At 75.2% G+C, this 17,244-nt stretch carries 13 protein-coding genes; 4 read left to right on the forward strand and 9 right to left on the reverse strand.

The features are described from left to right. Positions 1–3 precede the first annotated feature (3 nt). Positions 4–1,164, reverse strand: coding sequence for a 4-hydroxybenzoate 3-monooxygenase (locus AB0J53_RS04925; protein ID WP_364168670.1), 1,161 nt, complete (start codon positions 1,162–1,164; stop codon positions 4–6). 68 nt (positions 1,165–1,232) lie between these two features. On the opposite strand from AB0J53_RS04925, the gene AB0J53_RS04930 reads away from it, so the two are divergent. The 3 genes from AB0J53_RS04930 to AB0J53_RS04940 are packed head-to-tail and all read left to right on the forward strand — an operon-like array spanning position 1,233 to position 6,555. Then, on the forward strand, positions 1,233–1,994 hold the full coding sequence (locus AB0J53_RS04930; RefSeq protein ID WP_364168672.1) for an IclR family transcriptional regulator: 762 nt from the start codon (positions 1,233–1,235) through the stop codon (positions 1,992–1,994). A gap of 36 nt (positions 1,995–2,030) precedes the next feature. Further along, positions 2,031–2,951: an NAD(P)H-binding protein gene (locus AB0J53_RS04935; RefSeq protein ID WP_364168674.1), complete on the forward strand. Its 921-nt coding sequence runs from the start codon at positions 2,031–2,033 to the stop codon at positions 2,949–2,951. A 28-nt stretch (positions 2,952–2,979) separates the two neighbouring features. After that, positions 2,980–6,555: a hypothetical protein gene (locus tag AB0J53_RS04940; protein WP_364168676.1), complete on the forward strand. Its 3,576-nt coding sequence runs from the start codon at positions 2,980–2,982 to the stop codon at positions 6,553–6,555. A gap of 40 nt (positions 6,556–6,595) precedes the next feature. Here the strand turns inward: AB0J53_RS04940 and ligD are convergent, their stop codons facing one another. From ligD to AB0J53_RS04980, 8 genes are read right to left on the reverse strand one after another with little or no spacing between them, the layout of a single operon-like run. Beyond that, positions 6,596–7,777 (reverse strand): non-homologous end-joining DNA ligase, encoded by a 1,182-nt coding sequence (gene ligD / locus AB0J53_RS04945; protein WP_364168678.1) that lies wholly within the window; start codon positions 7,775–7,777, stop codon positions 6,596–6,598. A 51-nt stretch (positions 7,778–7,828) separates the two neighbouring features. After that, positions 7,829–8,785 (reverse strand): aldo/keto reductase, encoded by a 957-nt coding sequence (locus AB0J53_RS04950; RefSeq protein ID WP_364168680.1) that lies wholly within the window; start codon positions 8,783–8,785, stop codon positions 7,829–7,831. A gap of 28 nt (positions 8,786–8,813) precedes the next feature. Continuing rightward, positions 8,814–9,923 carry a zinc-binding dehydrogenase gene (locus tag AB0J53_RS04955; protein ID WP_364168682.1) on the reverse strand — a complete coding sequence of 370 codons (1,110 nt, stop codon included), beginning with the start codon at positions 9,921–9,923 and terminating at the stop codon, positions 8,814–8,816. Between the two features lie 19 nt (positions 9,924–9,942). Further along, on the reverse strand, positions 9,943–10,815 hold the full coding sequence (locus AB0J53_RS04960) for a branched-chain amino acid ABC transporter permease (protein ID WP_219511087.1): 873 nt from the start codon (positions 10,813–10,815) through the stop codon (positions 9,943–9,945). Between the two features lie 28 nt (positions 10,816–10,843). Next, the gene (locus AB0J53_RS04965) at positions 10,844–11,998 is read right to left on the reverse strand and encodes an ABC transporter substrate-binding protein (protein ID WP_364168685.1); all 1,155 of its coding nucleotides are present in this window, start codon (positions 11,996–11,998) and stop codon (positions 10,844–10,846) included. Positions 11,999–12,033: 35 nt separating this feature from the next. Further along, a complete protein-coding gene (locus AB0J53_RS04970) occupies positions 12,034–14,091 on the reverse strand; it encodes an ATP-binding cassette domain-containing protein (protein ID WP_364168686.1) in 2,058 nt (685 codons plus the stop codon). Then, on the reverse strand, positions 14,088–14,819 hold the full coding sequence (locus AB0J53_RS04975) for an ABC transporter ATP-binding protein (protein WP_219511084.1): 732 nt from the start codon (positions 14,817–14,819) through the stop codon (positions 14,088–14,090). Before AB0J53_RS04975 ends, AB0J53_RS04970 begins: the two co-directional genes overlap by 4 nt. Continuing rightward, a complete protein-coding gene (locus tag AB0J53_RS04980) occupies positions 14,819–15,709 on the reverse strand; it encodes an alpha/beta hydrolase (RefSeq protein WP_364168688.1) in 891 nt (296 codons plus the stop codon). The genes AB0J53_RS04975 and AB0J53_RS04980 overlap by 1 nt, the downstream gene beginning before the upstream one ends. A 145-nt stretch (positions 15,710–15,854) precedes the next feature. Between AB0J53_RS04980 and AB0J53_RS04985 the strand changes: the two genes are divergently transcribed. Further along, positions 15,855–17,240 (forward strand): amidohydrolase family protein, encoded by a 1,386-nt coding sequence (locus AB0J53_RS04985; RefSeq protein WP_364168690.1) that lies wholly within the window; start codon positions 15,855–15,857, stop codon positions 17,238–17,240. Positions 17,241–17,244: the final 4 nt, after the last annotated feature.

The raw sequence follows: 17,244 nt of genomic DNA on the forward strand, positions 1-17,244 counted from the left end.
GGCTCAGGGGAAGGGCAGTCCCACGTAGTTCTCCGCCAGCGTCGTGGCCGCGGCCTCCGAGGACGTCACGTAGTCCAGGTGGGACAGCTGCAGCCGGCGCCCGTAGTCGTCGTCGGAGTCGAACGTGTGCAGCAGCGTCGTCATCCACCACGAGAAGTGCTGGGCCCGCCACACCCGCTTCAGGCACGCCTCGGAGTAGCCGTCGAGCAGGCCGGTGGAGCCGTCGTGGAAGAACGCGGCCAGCGCCTCGGTGAGCACCCGCACGTCGGCCACGGCCAGGTTCAGCCCCTTGGCGCCGGTCGGCGGCACGATGTGGGCGGCGTCCCCGGCCAGGTAGAGGCGGCCGTACTGCATCGGCTCGGTGACGAAGCCGCGCATCGGCGTGACGCCCTTCTCGATGATCTCGCCGGTCGTCAGCGCGAACCCGGGCACCGTCTCCAGCCGGGCCTTCAGCTCGGCCCAGATCCGCTCGTCGGGCCACTCGGCCACGTCGGCGTCGGGCGGCACCTGGAGGTAGAAGCGGCTGATCTCGGGCGTGCGCATGCTGTGCAGGGCGAAGCCGCGCTCGTTCCTGGCGTAGATCAGCTCCTCCGACGACGGCGCCACCCTGGCCAGGATGCCGAGCCAGGCGAACGGGTAGTCGCGCTCGTAGGTCCGCAGCACGCCCGGCGGCACCGACGGCCTCGACACACCGTGGAACCCGTCGCACCCGGCGATCACGTCGCAGTCCAGCCGCTCGCCGCCGAACGTCAGGTACGGCCGGTCCTCCGGCGAGTGGATCGCCACGTCCTCGACCTCGAACCGCACGTCGCCGCCCGCCTCCAGCCTGGCGGCGATGAGGTCCTTGACCACCTCCTGCTGGCCGTACACGGTGATGGCCCGGCCGGGCACCAGCTTCTCGAACGGGATGCGGTGTCCCGCGCCGCCGTAGCGGAGCTCGATGCCGTGGTGGGGCAGGCCCTCGCGGAGCAGCCGCCCGCCGACGCCCGCCTCCACGAGCGTGTCGACCGTGCCCTGCTCCAGCACGCCGGCGCGCACCCGGCGCTCGACGTAGTCGCGGCTGCGCTTCTCCAGCACCACCGAGGAGATGCCGCGCAGGTGGAGCAGATGAGAAAGAAGCAGGCCGGCCGGTCCGGCGCCGATGATCCCTACCTGAGTTCGCATGAGCACAGCATGCTGCCCGCCGGGCCCCGGATCGAGAACCGGCTTCCGCTCAGTGGAAGAATGGTGACATGTCAGGCGGCGCCCGCGAGCCGGGCCGTACGGTCACCTCCAAGGTGCTGGCCATCCTGGGCGCGTTCGACGCCACCCACCGCGAGCTCACGCTCACGCAGATCAGCGAGCGCAGCGGCGTCGCCCTGGCGACGGCGCACCGGCTGGTCGGCGAGCTGGAGCGGTGGCAGGCGCTCAGCCGCGACCCCGGCGGGCGGCTGCGCGTCGGGCTGCGGCTGTGGGAGCTCGGCCAGCTCGCGCCCGGACGGCTGCGCGAGGTCGCGCAGCCGTGGCTGCAGGAGCTGTTCGCGAGCACCGGCGAGAACGTGCACCTGGCCGTCCGCGACGGCATGGAGGTCCTGTACGTGGACAAGGTGTACGGCAGGCGCGCCGTGCCCATCGTGTCGCGCACCGGCGGGCGGCTGCCGATGCACCCGACGGGCGTGGGCAAGGCGCTGCTGGCGCACGAGCCCGACTGGTTCGTGCAGTCCTACCTGGCGCGCACCCTCGAACGCCCCACCGCGCACACCATCACCGAGCCGGGGCGGCTGGCGCGCGAGCTGGCCGCCGTGCGGGCGCAGGGCCACGCGCTCACGTACGAGGAGATGACGGCCGGGTCGTGCTCGGCGGCGGCACCGGTGCTCGTGGAGGGCCGCGCCATCGCGGCGGTCGGAATCGTGCTGGCCGCCCGGCGGGCCCGCGAGCTGCCCCGGCTCGTGGAGCCGCTGCGCGCGGCCGCGGCGGGCATCGCCCGCGCCGCCGCCCCGCCGGCCGGGGGCTGACGGGCATGTCCGGGGCCTGGTGGGTAGGTGCTGGACATGCTCATCATGCTGACGGGCGCGACCGGCACGCTCGGCCGGGCCGCGGTGCCCGCCCTCCTCAGGGCCGGCCACGAGATCCGGGCGCTGAGCCGGGAGGAGCAGCCCCGGCGTGACGTCACCTGGGTGCGCGGCGACCTGGCCACGGGCTACGGCGTGCGCGAGGCCGTGGCCGGCTGCGACGCCGTCGTCCACCTGGCCGCGCTGGACCGCGCGACGGCTGGCGACCTGCTGTCGCGGCCCGGCACCGCGCCCGGCGCGCTGACCGTCGACGCCACCGGCACCCGCGCGCTCGTCACCGCCGCCCAGGAGGCGGGCGTGACGCACCTGCTGCACGTCTCCGCCGTCGGGGCCGGGCGGGCCGGGCCGATGCGCCGCCGGGCCGAGGCCGAACGGTTCGTCAGGGAGAGCGGCCTGCCCTTCACCATCCTCCGCGTCACCCACCTGCACCAGCGGCTCGACCAGGTGCTGCGCGGGCTGGCCGGCTCCCCGGTGCTGCCGGTCGACCGGTCGCTGCCGTGGCAGCCGCTCGACGCGGGCGAGGCCGCCGCCCGGGTGACCGGCCTGCTCGCCGACGGGCCGGGCCGCGCCGTGACCGAGTACGGCGGGCCGCACGTGCTGGCCACGCCCGAGCTGGTCAGGGCCTGGCTGACCGCCCGAGGGCTGCGGCGGCTCTGCCCGCCCCTGCGCTACCCGGGCAAGGTCGCCGCCGCCCAGCGCAAGGGCGCGCTGACCACCGACGCCATGCCGAGGGGCCGGATCACCTGGCACGACTACCTGAACCCGCCGCCGATGCCGTCGGAGGACTTCGCCGAGGAGCACACCGCGTCACCGACCAGCCCGGCGAACCAGCCCGAACGCGACCCCGACCGGCACGTCTACGGCGGCGACGAGGGCTACCAGCGGCCGACCCGCGGCTGACGCCGCAAGCCCCCATAATGGGGCAGTTATGCGGCCTCATGCTCTGATCAAGGACGTGGAACAGCTCGCGCACGGGCAGCGGTGCCGCCGCCTGGCCGAGCACGGGCGGCGGCTGACCGGCCGGCCCGAGCTGCGCGCCCTGCTCGACGGCCTGGCCCGGCTCGGCCCGTACGAGCGCTTCCTCGCCGTGCGGCTGGCGGCGGCGGCCCGCGACCTCCCCCACATCGCCCGGGCCACCGGCGACCCCGACCCCGACGTCGGCCGCTACGCGATCGTCTCGGCGGTCAAGCTCGGCGCCCCGGACGAGGTCGTCGCGCGGATCGTCCGCACCGGCCCGGCCGCCCGGCGGGCCGAGGTCTACCGGGCGATCCGGCGTCACGGCCGCGGCGACCTGGCCGCGCTGCTCATCGACGAGGTGCGGCAGCGGTGGGGCGACCGCGAGGCGGCGAGCCTGCTCCCGGCCTGCCCCGCCGACCTGGCCGCCGCCCTGCTGCCCGGCCTCGAGCACGCCGTGCCCAACTGGCGCACGCTGGCCAGGCGGCACCCCCTGCTCGTGCTCGGGCACGCCGAATCGGCGCTCGCCGGGCTGCCGCTCCCGCTCCGCCCGGCGTGGTGGCTCACGCGCGGCCCCGGCGTCGAGGCCGCCGCCGCGCACGCCCCCGGACGCGTGATCACCCTGCTGGAGCGGCACTGGAGCCCGCGCGGCGCCCGGTGCGTGAGCCTGCTGCTGAAGGCCGACCCCGACCGCACGCTCGCCCTCTACCTGGTCCCCGGGCGGCAGGCGCAGCTCGCCGGGCTGCTGCGGCGCGCCGCGATCCGGCGGCGGCTGGCCGCGCTGCCCGACGACCGGCTCGGCGAGGCCGGGCGGGCGGTGCGCGACCACGAGCCCTCGCTGATCAACCTGCTGCGGGCGGTGGCGCCGGGCCGCAGGGAGGCCGTGTTCGACGCGGCGACCGCCGGCGTGGACCGGTCGCGGGCGCTCCCGTCGGCCTTCCTGCTGAACGTGCTGCCGCTGCGCCCGCGCGTCGCCGAGGCCCGGCGCATGCTCGGGCTGCGCGCCGTCGCCGACGACCCGGCGCGCACCCTGGAGACCACCGCCTTCCTGCCCTACGCCGACGCCGAGCCCGCCCTGCTGGCCTCGACCCGCCGGTCCGAGGGCGCCGACCGGGCCATCGGATATGGCCACCTGATCGCCTGCGCCGGGCGCGACCGCGACCCCGCCGTGTTCACCCGCCTGCTCGCCGCGCTCGGGCGGCTGCGCAACGAACAGGACCCGGTACGCCAGGCCGCCCTCACCGCACTGGCCGCCGTCCCGCCCCGGCTGTTCGCGGCCGAGCACGTGCCCGGCCTCGACCGGCTCGTCGAGGACGCGCTGGCCGCCCGCGACTGCTCCTACCACACCCGGCTCGCCCTGGCCCGCCTGGCGACCCGCGTCTTCGAACAGGGGGCCGCGCGCGACGACCCCGCCCTGCTGGAGTACGGGCTGCGCGCCTTCGACCGGCTGACCGGATACGTGGGCACCGCCTCGCTCAGCCACCTGTCGCGCGTGCTGCGGCGCGGCCAGGAGGTCACGCTGGTGCGGCGGCTCGCGCCCCACCTGGAGGCGGGCGGCCGCCGCGACCGGCACGAGCTGGCCTTCCTGCTCGCCAACGCGCTCGGGCGGCGCGGCCACGACCTGCCCGAGCTGCAACAGGCGCTGCGACGTGCCCTGACCGCCGTCAGCGAGCTCACCGCCATCGAGGCGATCGACCTCTGGCTGGAGCCGCCCCGCACCCGCGGCGAGCGCGTGGCCGGGCTGCTGGCCGCCGACCCGTCGACGGTGGCCGTGGGCAGCGTGTTCGCCGCGCTGGTGTGGCACCGCACCGACCTGCTGGACGCCGTCCTCGGCCGGCGCGCCCCCTCCGGCCGCTTCGCCAGGAGCGACGTGCGGCAGGTGCGCCACGTCCCCCGCCGGGCCGTCCTGCGGTGGACCGCCCGGCAGCGCGACGCGTACGTGAAGCTGCTCGAACAGGTCGCGGACCACGGCGGCCTGCCCACCGGCGAGCGGGCGCACGCCGTGCGGTCGCTGGGCGAGATCCCCGGCGTCGAGGCCGGGCGCCTCCGCCGCCACCTGGAGTCGGACGAGACGCTGCTGCGGCGGGCCGCGCTCACCGCGCTCCCGTGGACGGCCCGGCCCCAGGACGTGCTCGCCGCCCTGCTCGCCCGCGCGAGCGGCGACGACGCGCACGTGGCGGTGTACGCGGCGGCGCGGGCGGCCCGGTTCACCCCACCCGCCGAGCTGGCGGCGGCCCTGGAGCCGGTGCTCGCCGGGGGCAAGGTCACCGCGCGCAAGGAAGCCGTCCGGCTCCTCGCCCGCCACCGCGCCCCCGGCGCCATCGGGATCCTGCGGGACCTCTGGCACGCCGACGGGCAGCACAAGGACGTCCGCGTGGCCATCGTCTCGGCCACCCTCGGCCTCCTCCCCGCCCCGGAAGCCTGGCCCCTCCTACGCGAAGCCGTAGGCACCCCGGCCGGCACCCCGGCGAGCGACCCCCCGCCCTCCCCCGCGGACCGCGCGACGGCCGACGGCCCGGCGGGCGCCCCCTCAGCCTCCCTGGAGGGCGGCACGAACGCCGGCGGCCCGGCGGCCTACACCCCAATCTCCCCCGAGGACCGTACGGCCGGCGCCACCTCGGCCTTCCCGGAGGGCGCCGTGGGTGACGGTGGGGCGGGGGATGTGGCGGCTCCGGTGCTCGGGGTGCATCCGCTGGCGGTGCCTGAGCGGTGGCGGGTCGCGTACGGGGGGCTGGTGGTGGCCGCGACGCGGGCGCGGGACCGGCGGACGCGGCTGATCGCCGTCGAGACGCTGCCCCGCTGGGCCGCGTACGCGCCGGAGGCCGTGGAGCGGCTGGCCGGGCTTCTCTCCGGGCTGGACGAGACCGCCGACTGGAGGGCCGCCGCGCGGGGGCTGGTCAGCGCGGCGTGCTCCGGGCACGGGACGGCCGAGCTGCGCGCGGCCGTACGGACGCTGGCCGCCGCACCGGCCGAGCCCGACGCGGGCGCCGACCGCGACCGTCCGGCCGCCCAGCGGCTGGCCGCCGTCGTGTCGGACCTGTGCGAGGCGCACCGCGCCGACCGCGAGCCGGCGGCGGCGGTGGTCGCGGAGGTGGCCGCCGAGCTGCCCGCCCACCTCGCCGCCGAACTCCTGGCCGCCACCGTCGACTGGGACGACCCGCACGCCGTGCTGGACCGGCTGACCCGGACGGTCCCGGGCGTCCTGGCCGCCGTCACGACGGCCCACGCCCTCGCCCGGTCGGCGGACGACGTCCCCGCCGACCGGGTCCTCCCCCACGCCCAGCGCCTCGCCGCCCTTCAGCCTCCGGATGCGGGGACGGATGAGGTGACTGCCGAGGTGACGGCCGAGGTGACGGCCGAGGTGGCGGCCGAGGTGGCGGCCGAGGTGGCGGCCGAGGTGGCGGCGTTGCTGGCGGTGGGGCTGGCGGCGGAGTGCGGGCCGCGGGCGGGCTGGCCGGAGCCGTGGCGGGCGCTGCTGCGCCAGGTGCGCGCCGACGGCCCCCGCGAGGCCGCCTACCAGGCGTCCCAGGTCATCACCGCGGACGAGTGACGACAAGTCGCATGACGGCGGGCGTGTGAGGACGGCGGTGTCAGGTCCAGGGGTCGTAGTCGGACTCCAGGGGCTCCTGCGGTGGCCGCCGGTCCTCCGGCACGTTCTGCAGGTTGACGCGGATCCGATACCACACGCTGCTGCGCCCGCGCATGCCGTCGACGAGCACGTCGGCGGGCTCCAGGAGGGCGGCCACGTCGGGGTGGCGGGCCTTCCAGCGCTCCAGCCCGGCCAGCGCCTCGTCCTTGTGCTGGGCCTTGGCGATCTCGATGACGGGCCGGGTCTGCACGCGGCGCCCGCTGCCCTTGGGCGGCTTGGGCGGCGGGCCCAGCTCCTCGGCCAGCTCCAGCAGGCCGTCGAGGGAGCCGGGGTGGGCGTCCATGTCGGCCCACGGGTCGCCGAGCTCGGCCAGCCGCGCGGGCACGGTGGCGACCGTGTAGGCGGCCGGGTCGCAGCCGGGCACCTCGTCCCAGGTGAGCGGGGTGGAGACGCGGGCGTCGGGCACGGCGCGCACGGAGTAGGCGGAGGCGACGGTGCGGTCGTAGGCGTTCTGGTTGAAGTCGACGAACACGCCGTGGCGCTCCTCCTTCCACCACCGGCTGGTGGCCAGGCCGGGGGCGCGCCGCTCGACCTCGCGGGCGACGGTCTCGGCCGCCTTGCGCACCTGGGCGAACGGCCAGCGCCGCTCGATGCGGGCGTAGACGTGGAAGCCGCGCGAGCCGGACGTCTTGGGCCAGGCGGTCAGCCCGTGGTCGGCCAGCACCTCGCGGGCGACCTGGGCGGTGGCCAGCACGTCGGCCCAGCCGACGCCCGGCACCGGGTCGAGGTCGATGCGCAGCTCGTCCGGGCTGGCCAGGTCGTCGGCGCGGACCGGGTGCGGGTTGAGGTCGACGCAGCCCAGGTTGACCACCCACAGGAGCTGCGCCAGGTCGGTGCAGACGACCTCCTCGGCGCTGAGCCCCGAGCGGTAGCGCAGCTCGGCCACCTCGATCCAGGCGGGCCGCTTGGCCGGGGCCCGCTTCTGGAAGAACGGCTCCTCCTCGATGCCTTTGACGAACCGCTTGAGCACCATCGGCCGGCCGTGGACGCCGCGCAGCGCCGCCTCGCCGACCCGCTCGTAATAGCGGACCAGGTCGAGCTTGGTGATCCCGGCCTGCGGGAACACCACCTTGTCGGGGCTCGTCACGCGTACCTCGCGGCCGGCGACCTCGATGTCGGGCATGAGGTCACGATACGCGCGCGGCCCGACATTCCCGGGGCGGCGTGCGCGGGATCAGGGCCCTTCGGGGTCGACGGCGTCGCGGTCGGCCCAGAACGGTTCGACCAGTTCGCGCAGCCGCTCGGCGCCGACCCGTTCGAGCAGCGCCAGCGCGCCGACGTTGTCGGTGAGCTGCCGCATGCGGGTGACGCCGAACAGCACGGTGCAGGTGGCCGGGTGGGCGAGCGTGAACGCGACGCAGAGCTGCGCCGGGGTGGCTTCCAGGTCGGCGGCGACCTCGGCGAGCCCCTTGGCGGCGGCCATGATCTGGTCGCGGATCCCGCCGGGGTCGCGGCCGATCTCGCGGGTCGGCGTCGCCCGGCCCGCCAGGATGCCGCCCTCCATGACGTCGGACGCCTGCAGCGAGATGCCCTCGGAGAACAGCGCGGCGAACGGCTCGCCGTCGGGGATGGAGCGGCGGCACGGGCTGTACTTGAGCTGGGCGAGCTGCGGCCCCGGCGAGCCCGCCTCCAGGGCGTGGTCGCGCAGCGTGCGGACCGAGGTGGCCGACCAGTTGTTGACGCCCCAGCAGCCGACGAGCCCGGCGGCCTCCAGGTCGGCCAGGTCGGCGGCGAGCCGCCGCAGGTCGAGGTCGGCGCGCCGGATGTCGCCCAGGACGACGAGGTCGGCCCGGTCGGCGCCGACGCGGAACAGGGCGCGTTCGAGCTGGTCGCGCAGCGGCTGCTCGGGGTAGCCCTCCAGCCAGAGCTTCTCCGACAGCAGGTAGTCGTCGCGGGCGATCCCGGCGGCGCGCACGATCGCCGAGAACAGCACGTCGGTGAAGACCGGCGGGTGCCCGGGGAAGCCGTAGACGCCGACGTCGAACAGGTTGATCCCCAGGTCGACGGCGCGGCGCACGAGGGCGACCGCGTCGGCGAAATCCATCCGGTCGTAGGTGTGCCACGATCCCAGGGACAGGACGGAGGCTTCGGGGCCGCAGGTTCCGATCCTGCGGCGCGGCACGGTGGACATCTGTCTCCTCGTAGGTATGGGGGGTTCGTCAGGGCAGCCACGGGTGGATGACGGCCTTGACCTGGTCGAGCCGCGCCATCGACGCCAGGGCGGCGCTCGCCCCGCCGAGCCCGACCGGCTCGCTGAACAGCTCGTCCCAGGCGAAGCGCGTACGGAAGGCGCGCAGGAACTCGACGGCCCGGTAGTAGTCGCCGACGTCGCCGTTGAGCGAGCCGAGCACGGTCAGCTCCTTGCCCATGATCGTGCCGAGCGGGACCGGGTCGGGGCGCGGGCCGGTGCTGCCGACGACGACGAACCGGCCGCCCCAGGCCGCCATGTCGACGGCCTCGGCCCCGACACCGGGCGCGCCGGCCAGGTCGAGGACGAGGTCGGCGCCCCGGCCGCCGGTGGCGTCCAGGACGGCGGCGACCCGGCTCGCCGCGTCGCCGTCGAGCCCGACGACCACGTCGGCGCCGAACCGGCGGGCCAGCTCCAGCCGGCTGCCGGGCGCGCCGACGGTGATGACGGTGCCCGCCCCAGCGGTGCGGGCGACGGCGGTGGCGATGATCCCGAGCGCGCCGGCGCCCTGCACCACCACGCTCGATCCGGGCCGTACGCTCCCGGCCCGCTCGAAGGCGTGCAGGACGGTCTTGACGGCGCAGCCGGCCGCGGCGGCCCAGGTGTCGGCGACGTCGTCGGGCAGCACGACCTTGAGCGCGCCGGGGGTGACGTAGGCGTGCCCGGCCAGCCCCGCCGTGGCGTACGGCCAGCGGTCGGCCCGCTGGCGGAACCCGTAGCCGCGGTCCGCGCAGGCGACGGGGGCGCGCAGCACGGTGCAGCCGTAGCAGCGGCCGCAGACGGACTCCGACCAGCCGATCCGGTCGCCCGCCTTGACAGGACGGCCGAGGGCGTCGACGGTGCCGGGACCGGCGGCCTCGACGGTGCCGGTCATCTCGTGGCCCAGCACCATCGGCAGCATGCCGGGCCAGGACATGGCGCCGTTCCACAGGTGCACGTCGGTGGCGCACAGGGTCGCGCAGGTGATCCTGACGATCGCGGCGCCCGGTTCGACCTCGCCGGGCAGCGGCAGCTCCTCGATCACCAGCGGCTCGCCGTGCGCGCGCAGCACGGCGGCACGGGTGGAGGCGGGAACGGTCATGCTCTGCTCTCCTCTTGGGTCATCTGCTGTGGGCGGTGTCCCAGACCTCGTGCCGGCTGCGCCACCACAGCAGCACCACGATCACGAGGAACGGGACGACGCCCCGGTACTGCTGGATCGCGCTCAGCGACGCCGACAGGCCCTCCAGGCAGCCGAGGACGAGGCCGCCGGCGAGCGTGAGCGGCAGGCTGCGGAAGGCGCCGACCATGGCGACGGCGAAGGCGGTGGCGATGAGGTTGCCCAGCGTGGAGAAGTCGCCGCCGAGCCTCGGCGCCACCAGGAGGATCACCAGTGTGGTGACGGCGCCGATCGCCGCCCACACGCCGACGGCGAGCCTGGGCGCCGGGATGCCGACGACCTCGGCCGTGGCGGGGCGTTCGGACAGCGCCTGCAGCCGCAGGCCGACGAGCGTGCGGTTGAGCAGCAGCCCGACGCCCACCGTGATGAGCACCGCGAACGCCAGCGACACCAGCACCGACTGGGGCACCACGACGCCGCCGACGGTGAACGCGGGCGTGTCGAACGGCGCGGGGAACCGGCGCGCCCCCGTCGTCGTGCCGCCGAACAGCCGCAGGCCGATCGCCATGACGGCCACGTACACGGCGACGGTGACGGCGGCCTTGGTGCGCTCGTCGTGGTCGCCGAACCAGCGGACGAGCACGGCGCCCAGCAGCGCCGACAGCGCCGCCCCCGCCGCGACGCCGAGCGGCAGCGCCAGCCACACGCCCAGCCCGGCGTCCATGAGCGACACCATGACGAAGGCGCCCATCGCGCCGACGGCCGCCATCGTGAAGTTGACCACGGCGACCAGCCGGTAGGTCAGCACGACGCACAGCCCCAGCAGCGCGTACACGCCGCCGCTGGTCAGCCCGGCGACCACGGAATTCAGCATCGAGCACCTCCTGGGCGGGCCTGGCCGGTCACTTCCGGCCCGGAACGATGAAGTCCTCCGGCAGCACCTGCCACTTGCGGTCCTGCACCTTGACGAACCGGCTGCCCTCGATCGGGTTGTGCGCGTCGCCGGGGCCGAAGACGTACGGGGTGCCGACCATCGGGTAGTCGATCGGCCGCATGGTCTTGAACGCCTGCGTCACCGACTCCCGGGTGATCGGGCCCTTGACCGTCTTGAGCACCTGGACGAACACGTCCGCCGCCATCACCGCGCCCTGGCTGAACGCCGTCTTCTGGATCTTGCTCCCGTCGACGACCCTGGCCCAGCGGTCGTTGCCCGGCAGCGTCTCGTCCGTGTACGGCTGCCACTCCGTCCCGGCGTAGGCGTTCATGCCCTCCGGGATGACCTCCGCGTTGGCGTCGGTGTAGCTGTTGGCGCCCATGATGAAGTCCACGTCCTGCATGCCCTGCGTCTTCGCCTGCGCGAACCACGGGCCCACCTGCGCGTTGTAGAGCACCGCCTGGCAGCCCGCGCCCTTGGCCTTGACCAGGTAGGGCGTCGGGTCGCCCTGGCCCACCGAGGTGTCCTTGACCGTGAGCGTCTTGCCGGTGAGGTCGCTCCACTCCTTGATCGCGGCGTCGATGCCGCCGCCGCTGCCGGGCAGCGTCGTGTAGAACATGCAGACCTTGTCGTGCTTGAGCGTCTCGGAGGCGTAGTAGAGCATCGCCGTCAGCAGCTTGAACGGGCCCGGGTTCACCGGGGCGATGTTCGGGCTGGTGAAGCAGGCCGGGTCGACGCCGATCGCCGGGACGGACACGATGCCGGCGTTGCTGTAGGTCGCCCGGTTGAGACCGCAGTCGACCGCGCTCGACGAGCCGACGAGCGCCACCACCTCCTCCGACTCGATGAGCTCGATCGCCGCCTCCGTCGAACGCTGCGGGTTCATCGCGTCGTCCTTGCTGATGAGCTCCAGCTTGCGGCCCCCGATGCCGCCCGCGGCGTTGACCTCGTCGAAGACCGCCTTGACCGCCTGCGGGACCTCCGGCGTCTGGAACAGGCCGGTGATGCCGTTGATCGAGCCCACCTTGATCGGGCCGTCGGCCCCGCCGCCCTCCCCCGAGCAGGCGGCGGAGGCGAGAACCAGGACGGCGGCGGCCGCCGCGGCCAGATGCGAACGCTTCATGTGAGGCACATCCTTCGTCTGGAGGGGTGGGGGGTTCAGGGCACCGGCACGTCCGCGGCGCCGAGGTAGGCGGCCATCACGGCCGGATCCTCGAGGACGTCACCGGTGGGCCCCGAGGCGATGACGTGCCCGAAGTCGAGCACCGTCACCTCCTGACAAGCGGCCCGGACGAGCTCCATGTCGTGCTCGACCAGGAGGATCGACACCCCGAAGCGTCTCGGCGCCTCCACCAGGCACGCGCCGAGCTTCAAGGACTCCGCCGCCGACTGCCCGGCGGCGGGCTCGTCGAGCAGCGCCACCCTCGGCCGCGCCGCGACCGCCGCGGCCACGTCCAGCAGGCGCCGGGTCCCGACGTCCACGATCGACACCGGCACCTCGCCCGGCGGGCAGCCGAAGAACTCCAGCAGCTCGTCCGCCTCCCGCCTGGGCAGCCGCCGGCCGGCGCCGATCGTCAGATACTCGTACTGGGTGAGCTCGGGGGCGATCACCGTCGTCTGGAACGTGCGGCGCAGCCCCCGGCGGGCCCGCGCCGCCGGGGCCAGCCGGTCGATCGGCTGCCCGGCCAGCGTCACCGTGCCCTCGTAACCGGCGACGAAGCCGGTCACGGCGGCGATGAACGTCGACTTGCCCGCCCCGTTCGGCCCGATCAGCCCCACCACGGCGCCGTCGGGCACGGTCAGGTCGACCCCGTCGAGCGCCACCACCTCCCCGAACCGCACCCGCAACCCCCGCACCGCCAACCCCGCGTGGCGAGCACCCGGGGACCTCCCGGCCTGTGCGGCGTCCCCCGCTGCGGCACCCTCCTGCGCCGTGGGCACGGCCTCGCCCCCGCCTGCGGCGATCACACGAGCCTCCGGCACGGGCTCCCGTACGTGCTCCGTACGGGCGACGTCGTCCGGGAGGCCATCGCCGGTCGCCGAGCCTGCGGCGGCTGAGGCGGACCCGCCACCGACGGCACCCGCAGCGCCGGAGGCGGCATCCCCGGCGCGAGGGGTCGCATCCGCCCCGCCCGGTGCGGCGTCCGGGCGGGCCGCCGGCGCGGGCTCCTGTACGTGTTCCGTACGGGGGGTGTCCTTCACGAGGTCGGCGGGAGGGGCGCTCGCGGTGATGGGGGCGGTGTCCGGGGTGGGGGGTTCCCTGGAGGTGAGGAGTTTGCGGGCGGCGGCTTCGCGTCTGCGGCCGCGGGTCAGGTCGGTCTGGCTGACGCCGCCGCGTAACGCCAGGATGGCGAAGAGGCCGAAGAGCATCCCGCCGAGGTCCTGGGGCAGCTTGAGCTTCTCCATGAGGGTCGCCATGGCCGCGCCGAAGACGCCGCCCATGACGGCCCCTTCAGGGTGGTGCGGCCCGATGAGGATCGCCACGGCGAACAGCGCCAGCGACTGGCCCATGGCGAAGTTGCTGGAGACGACGAGCCCGAGCTGTCCGGCCATCAGCCCGCCCCCGATGCCGGCGATGAAGGAGCTGATCGCGAACGCGGTGAGCTTGCTGCGGGCGACCGAGATGCCGTGGGAGGCGGCGGCGCGTTCGGAGTGGCGCAGTTCGAGCAGCGACATGCCGAGCCGGGTCCGGTTGAACAGGGCCAGCCCGACGGCCAGCAGGGTGAAGACGAGGACGGCGAGGACGAAGTAGGCGCCGTTGGTGGCGAACAGGGAGGGCCTGGTGAGCGTCTTCAGCTCGGTGGTGCCGGGGAACTGGTTGGCGTTGAGCACGATGTCGGCCGAGACGGCGAAGCCGAATGTGACGATGGCCAGGTTGACGCCGCGGATGCGGAGGGCGGGCAGGCCGATGGCGACGCCGACGGGGACGGCGGCGAGTCCGCCGAGCAGCAGCCAGAGCAGGAAGCCGCCGGGCGCGTCGGCGAGGTTGAGCCGGAGCACGACCCACGCGCCGATGGCGGCGAACGACATCTGGCACAGGGACATGACGCCGGCCCGTCCGACGATCACGCCGTAGCTCTGCATGATCACGGCGCTGACCACGGCGGTGATCGCGAGGTAGATCCAGTAGGGCGGCAGCAGCGCGGGCACGGCGAGGCAGGCCACCAGGGCGGCGCCGAGGCCGAGGCCGAGTGCGCGCCTGTCGACGAGGGTCATCGCGTCTCGCTCTCCGCCGCGGCGGCGACCGGCGCCGGCGGCAGGCCGAAGTAGAACTCGTGCAGCCGTTCGCTCCGGCCGCGCAGCTCGGCGCAGGGCCCGTCGTGCACCACGCGGCCCTTGCGCAGCACGTAGGCGTGGGTGCCGATGTCCAGGGCGAGGTTGGCGAACTGCTCGATGAGGAGGACGGCGATGCCGAGGCCGACCAGGTCGCCGACGGCGTCCATGAGGCGGCGCACGACGACGGGGGCGAGGCCGAGGGACATCTCGTCGATGAGGACGACTTTCGGGCCGGAGACGAGGGTGCGGCCGAGCGCCAGCATCTGCTGCTCGCCTCCGGACAGGTGCCCGGCCTGCAGGCCGCGGCGGTTGCCCAGCTCGGGGAAGAGGTCGTACACCTTGCCGAGGTCGCCCCCGGCGACGAGCAGGTTCTGTTCGACGGTGAGGGTGCGGAAGACGGTGCGGGCCTGCTCGACGTAGCCGAGGCCGGCCTGGGCGCGCCGGTAGGTGGGCAGCTTGCCGATGGGCCGGCCGTCGAGTTGGACCGTTCCGGAGGTCACCGGGGCCAGCCCGGCGATGCCGTCCATGAGCGTCGTCTTGCCGGCGCCGTTGGCGCCGAGGACGACCGTGACGGCGCCGGGGGCGACGTCGAGCGAGACGTCGTGGACGACGGGGACCTCGCGGCGGTTGACGCCGACGCCGCGGAGGCTGAGGACGGGGGCGGTCATCAGAGCGCCCGCAGGGCGGCGATCACCCGGGCGTGCGCGTCGCGCGAGTCGGTCAGCTCGGTGGCGAGCAGGCCGAAGAAGCCGTGGATCAGCCCGTCGTAGCGGACGAGCTCGACGTCGACGCCGGCGTCGGCGAGGCGGCGGGCGTACTCCTCGCCCTCGTCGCGCAGCACGTCGCACTCGGCGCCCAGGACGAGGGCGCGGGGCAGCCGGGACAGGTCGGCGGCGCGCAGCGGCAGCAGGTAGGGGTCGTCGAGGTCCTTGACGTCGCGCGGGTAGGTGGTGAAGAACCACTCCATGCTGGCCCTGGACAGGAAGTAGCCGTCGGCGTAGGCGTCGTAGGAGGCGTAGCCGTCGCCGGGGTGGCCGACCACGGGCGAGACGAGGACCTGCAGGCGGATCGGGGGGCCGCCGAGGTCGCGGGCCTTGAGGGCGACGACGGCGGCCAGGTTGCCGCCGGCGCTCTCCCCGCCGACGGCCAGGCGCGCCGGGTCGGCGGCGAGGCGCTCGCCGTGCTCGTGGACCCAGCGCACGGCGGCGTAGCAGTCGTCGGCGGCGGCCGGGTAGGGGTTTTCGGGGGCGAGGCGGTAGTCGACGGAGACGACGACGGCCTGCGCTCCGGCGCAGACGGCCCGGCAGGCGACCTCGTTCTCGTCGAGGCTGCCGATGGTCCAGCCGCCGCCGTGGAACCAGACGAGCGCGGGGAAGGGCCCGTCGCCCTCGGGGGTGTAGACGCGGACGGGGAGGTCGCCGGCCGGGCCCGGGATCACGGTGTCGGCGACGGCGCCCACGGGCTGCAGCCGCTCGGGCATCCGCCAGGCGCTCCGGAACCCCTCGCGCATGGCCTGAGCGTCGAATGCGACGACCGGGCCCTGGTCAGCGACGCTCATGCGGTCGATGATGGACTGCGCCTCGGGATGCAGCGGCATCGTTACCTCCGATCGCCCGGGTGCCTCGCTCAGGCACTCGAAAATCGTATCCGATTCCGTGTACGTTATTCGGAGCCGATCGGCGATGTCTAGAGCGAAGAGGAAGATGTTGCGCAACGAATCCCAGGACGAGGCCGACCTGGTGCTGACCGGGGGTCAGGTCCACACCGTCGACGCCGCCGACCGGGTCGCCGAGGCGATCGCGGTCCGGGGCGGCGCGATCGCCCGTGTCGGCACGGCCGGGGAGGTGGCCCCGCTGATCGGGCGCCGCACCCGCGTCGTCCCGCTGCGCGGCGCGTCGGTGCTGCCCGGCATCAACGACTCCCATCTGCACGGCGTGTGGCTCGGCACGATGTGGCCGTCCCTGCTCATGGACCAGCTCACCGGAGGCGGTCACGGCGACCCTCCGGCGGCGCCCGCGCGCCTGGAGACGAGCGCCGACCGGCGGGCCGCGATCCTGCGCACCGGCGCCCTGCTCGCGACGCTCGGGATCACCAGCTACACCGAGCCCGGCCTGGGCCCCGGCGAGGACGACGGGCCGAGCGGCTGCTTCGGCTCGGCGGCCCTGCGCGACTACGCGGACCTGGCCGCCGAGGGCCTGCTGACGGCGCGCGTCACCGCGTTGACGCTGTTCGGCGAGCTCGACGGCGCGAGCTCGCCCGCCGCCCTGCTGGAGGGCCTGCGCGGCTTCGCGCCGCCCGCCGCCGTGCCCGGATGGTTCCGGGTGGCGGGGGTGAAGGTCTTCGCCGACGGCATCCCGCCGATGCGCACCGCCTGGACGGACGAGCCGTACGAGGACGGCACGTACGGGAGTCTGCTGGTCGACGGCGGCACCGACGACGAACGCGAGGCCGGGCTGGTCGCGATGATCGACGCGGCCCACGCGGCCGGGCACCAGATCGGCGTGCACGCGACGGGCAGCCGGGCGACGCGGGTCGTCACGCGCGCCCTGGCCACCGCCCTCGCCCGCGACGGCCGGGACGCCCGCCACTATCTGATCCACGGCGACCTGCTGCACCCGGCAACGCTGAAGGCGATGGCGGCCGCCGGGATCGGGCTCAACACCCAGGCGGGCATCCCGGTCGCCACCGAGGACCTGCTGGTGGCCGCGCTGGGCCGCGAGGCGGCGGCGTACGCCTGGCCGGTGGGTGACGCGCTGGCCACCGGGGTGCCGCTCTGCCTCAGCTCGGACGCGCCCGTGCTGACGCCGGACTGGCGGGCGGGCGTCGCGGCGGCGGTCACCCGGCAGGGGCCCGACGGGCGGGTGCGCGGGGCGGCGCAGCGGGTGGCGCTCGCGCGGGCGCTGCGCGCGTACACGATCACGCCGGCGTGGCAGGACGGCGCGGAGGCGTGGAAGGGGTCGCTGGAGCCCGGCAAGGTCGCCGACCTGTGCGTGCTGGACGGAGACCTGCTGCGGACCGAGCCCGGGGCGTTGCCGCAGGTCTCGGTCCGCATGACGGTGGTGGACGGCCGCGTCGTCCACGAGGCGTAGGAGC

Origin of the sequence: Nonomuraea sp. NPDC049725 (genome assembly GCF_040674795.1) — a bacterium.
GTDB classification, from domain to species: Bacteria; Actinomycetota; Actinomycetes; order Streptosporangiales; family Streptosporangiaceae; genus Nonomuraea; species Nonomuraea ceibae.